Here is a 2,381-nt window from a genome sequence, read left to right as displayed (position 1 = left end):
CGTCGCGCCCCCCCCCCCCCCCCCGCGGGGCCCCGCGGGGGGGCGCCGGGGGCGCCCCCCCCCGTCGTCTGTTCGTCCGCGCCCGTGGCGCGGTGAGCCATCCCTTACGGAATGGTCAGCACCTGGCCCGGGTGGATCAGGTCCGGGTTCGCCACGCCGCTGGCGTTCGCGATCTCCTGGTAGCGGTTGCCGTCGCCGTAGAAGCGCTCGGCGATCGCCCACAGGGTGTCACCGGGCTCGACGGTGTAGGTGCGCGGCGCGGGCGGCGGCGGGGGAACGTCGGCAGGCGCGGCGTGCTGGGCCTGCGCGGCGACCGGCTCCGGCTCCGGGGCGGGCGCGGGCAGCGGGTTGTCGGTGTGGGTGCCCGAAGCCCACGCGGCCTCGCTGCCGCCGTAGAGCACGACGTTGCGGTCGGGCTGCACGACCAGACGGTCGACGTTCTTGCCGTTGGTCTCGGTGGACCAGGCGGCGCCGCCCTCGCCCTTGTAGAGCACGAAGTTGCCGTCGCTCTGCAGGACGGCCCGATTCACGCCCTGGCCGTGGGTCTGGGTGGCCCACACGACCTTGCCGCCCGGCTCGGACAGCACGAGGTTGCCGTCCTGCTGCAGAGTCAGGGTGTATGCACCACCGGTCAGGGACTGCCCGAGCCCCAGTTCTTCGCCTACGCGCAGCGTGTCGCCCACGTTCTTCCTCTCCACATGTTCCTTGTGCACAGCACCCGACAACGATGCCCGCCGAAAACTGCCCGGCACGCATCGCCGACGAATCTACCGCCACATCGGCCCCGGATGGCAGTATTCGGCTCGCGGTTCGCCGAAAGTTCACTGTGTGGAATATCCCACCCCGTGGCTAGGCTGTTCGACATGCACCGGATGCCGAGCTGCCGTACCGTCACGCCCCTGACCGCTCTGCTGATCGGACTCGTCGTCACCGCCTGCGGCTCCGGTGACGATGCCGCACAACCGGATACGACGACCGCCACGGTCACCACGCCGGCGACGGCCTCCGCGCCGGCCACACCGAGCCGGGTGGAGCAGCCCACCGGTAGCCCGGTGACCGCTGACCCGGCCATCGTGAGCCCGCGACCGATATCGTTCCGCTCGTGGTCGCCGATCGCCGAGGACCGGATCGCCGTCAACTTCGAGATGGGTTCCCCGGAGTGCTACGGCGTCGACGCCACCGTCACCGAGACCGATACGACCGTCACGGTTGAACTGCGTACCGGCACTCGCGCCGACGCCGTGGGGAAGATGTGCGTGATGGTCGCGATGTTCACCCACCTGGAGCTCCCGCTGGAACGGCCGCTGGCCGATCGGACCGTGCTCGACGCGGGCTGACCGCCCGCGCGGGGCGCCCGCGGCCAGATGACGCGGCCGCTGCGCGCTCGGACACGGACGCTCAACGCGGAAAGGTGTACGCCAGGCCTGATTCCAGTGTGGGATGGGCGAATTCGAAGCCGCTGCCGACCAGGGCCTTGGGCACCATCCGATGTCCGTGCAGCAGCTCCGCGCCCGCTTCACCGCCGATCAGCTTCAACAGCGTGCCCGGCACGGTGATCAGGGCGGGCCTGCGCAGCGCACGGGCGAACGCCTTGGTGAACACCGCGTTGGTGACGGCTTCGGGGGCGACGAGATTGACCGGGCCCGAGACCTGTTCGACCAGCAACCACCGCACCGCGGACAGCCAGTCCGCCAACGTGATCCACGGAACGTACTGGCGGCCGGTGCCGAACTTGCCGCCGAGCCCCAGCTTGAACAGCGGGCGCAGCCCTTGCTCCATCATCGAATCCGCGGCGAGCACATTGGAGGTGCGCAGCAACACCACGCGCGCGCCCGCTTCCGCGGCCGGGGCCGCGGCGGCCTCCCAGTCCCGGCACATGGTGCCGAGGAAGTCGTCGGCGTTGGGCGTGTGCTCGTCCACCTCGGCGTCGCCGGAGTCGCCGTACCAGCCCGCCGCGGAGGCGTTGAGCAGCACCGGGACTCCCCGCTCGGCCACCGCCCGCGCCAGCACCCGGGTGGGCAGGATGCGGCTGTCGCGCAGCTCCTGCCGATACTCCGGCGTCCATCGCTGCGCCGCGACCGGCGCGCCGCACAGGTTGATCACCGCGTCCACGCCGGTGAGCACGGTGCTGTCGAAGTCCGAACCCGCCGGGTCCCAGGTGATCTCGTCGGCGCCCTCGGCGGGGCGACGCACCAGCGTCACGACCTCGTGGCCCTCGCCCCGCAGGGTGGAAACAAGATTACGGCCGAGATGTCCCGATGATCCGGCGACTACGATACGCATTCGCTCATTCTGCCGCAGCGCGCCTGCGCGGGCACGGCGGGCACGGAGCAGCGGGACGGCAACACCTCGGGGCCGGAACGCGGGGGGGGGGGGGGGGG

The 2,381-nt window shown here is 71.4% G+C and carries 3 protein-coding genes; 1 reads left to right on the top strand and 2 read right to left on the bottom strand.

The genetic code is table 11. The annotated features are described in order from the left end of the window. Nucleotides 1–104 precede the first annotated feature (104 nt). Complete coding sequence (locus tag QH283_RS05200; RefSeq protein WP_280501873.1) at nucleotides 105–683, bottom strand: LysM peptidoglycan-binding domain-containing protein; 579 nt, start codon at nucleotides 681–683, stop codon at nucleotides 105–107. A 162-nt stretch (nucleotides 684–845) separates the two neighbouring features. On the opposite strand from QH283_RS05200, the gene QH283_RS05195 reads away from it, so the two are divergent. After that, a complete protein-coding gene (locus QH283_RS05195; protein ID WP_280501872.1) occupies nucleotides 846–1,337 on the top strand; it encodes a hypothetical protein in 492 nt (163 codons plus the stop codon). A gap of 61 nt (nucleotides 1,338–1,398) precedes the next feature. On the opposite strand, the gene QH283_RS05190 is transcribed toward QH283_RS05195, so the two are convergent. Beyond that, a complete protein-coding gene (locus QH283_RS05190; RefSeq protein WP_280501871.1) occupies nucleotides 1,399–2,283 on the bottom strand; it encodes a TIGR01777 family oxidoreductase in 885 nt (294 codons plus the stop codon). Between the last annotated feature and the right edge of the window lie 98 nt (nucleotides 2,284–2,381).

Origin of the sequence: Nocardia farcinica (assembly GCF_029867845.1) — a bacterium.
Classification (GTDB): Bacteria; Actinomycetota; Actinomycetes; order Mycobacteriales; family Mycobacteriaceae; genus Nocardia; species Nocardia farcinica_A.
This window is presented reverse-complemented; position numbering and strand designations above follow the sequence as displayed.

What these genes read in the sequence shown, in the direction of transcription:
- QH283_RS05190 (WP_280501871.1), bottom strand. Translation starts at nt 2,283, where the DNA reads ATGCGTATCGTAGTCGCCGGATCATCGGGACATCTCGGCCGTAATCTT.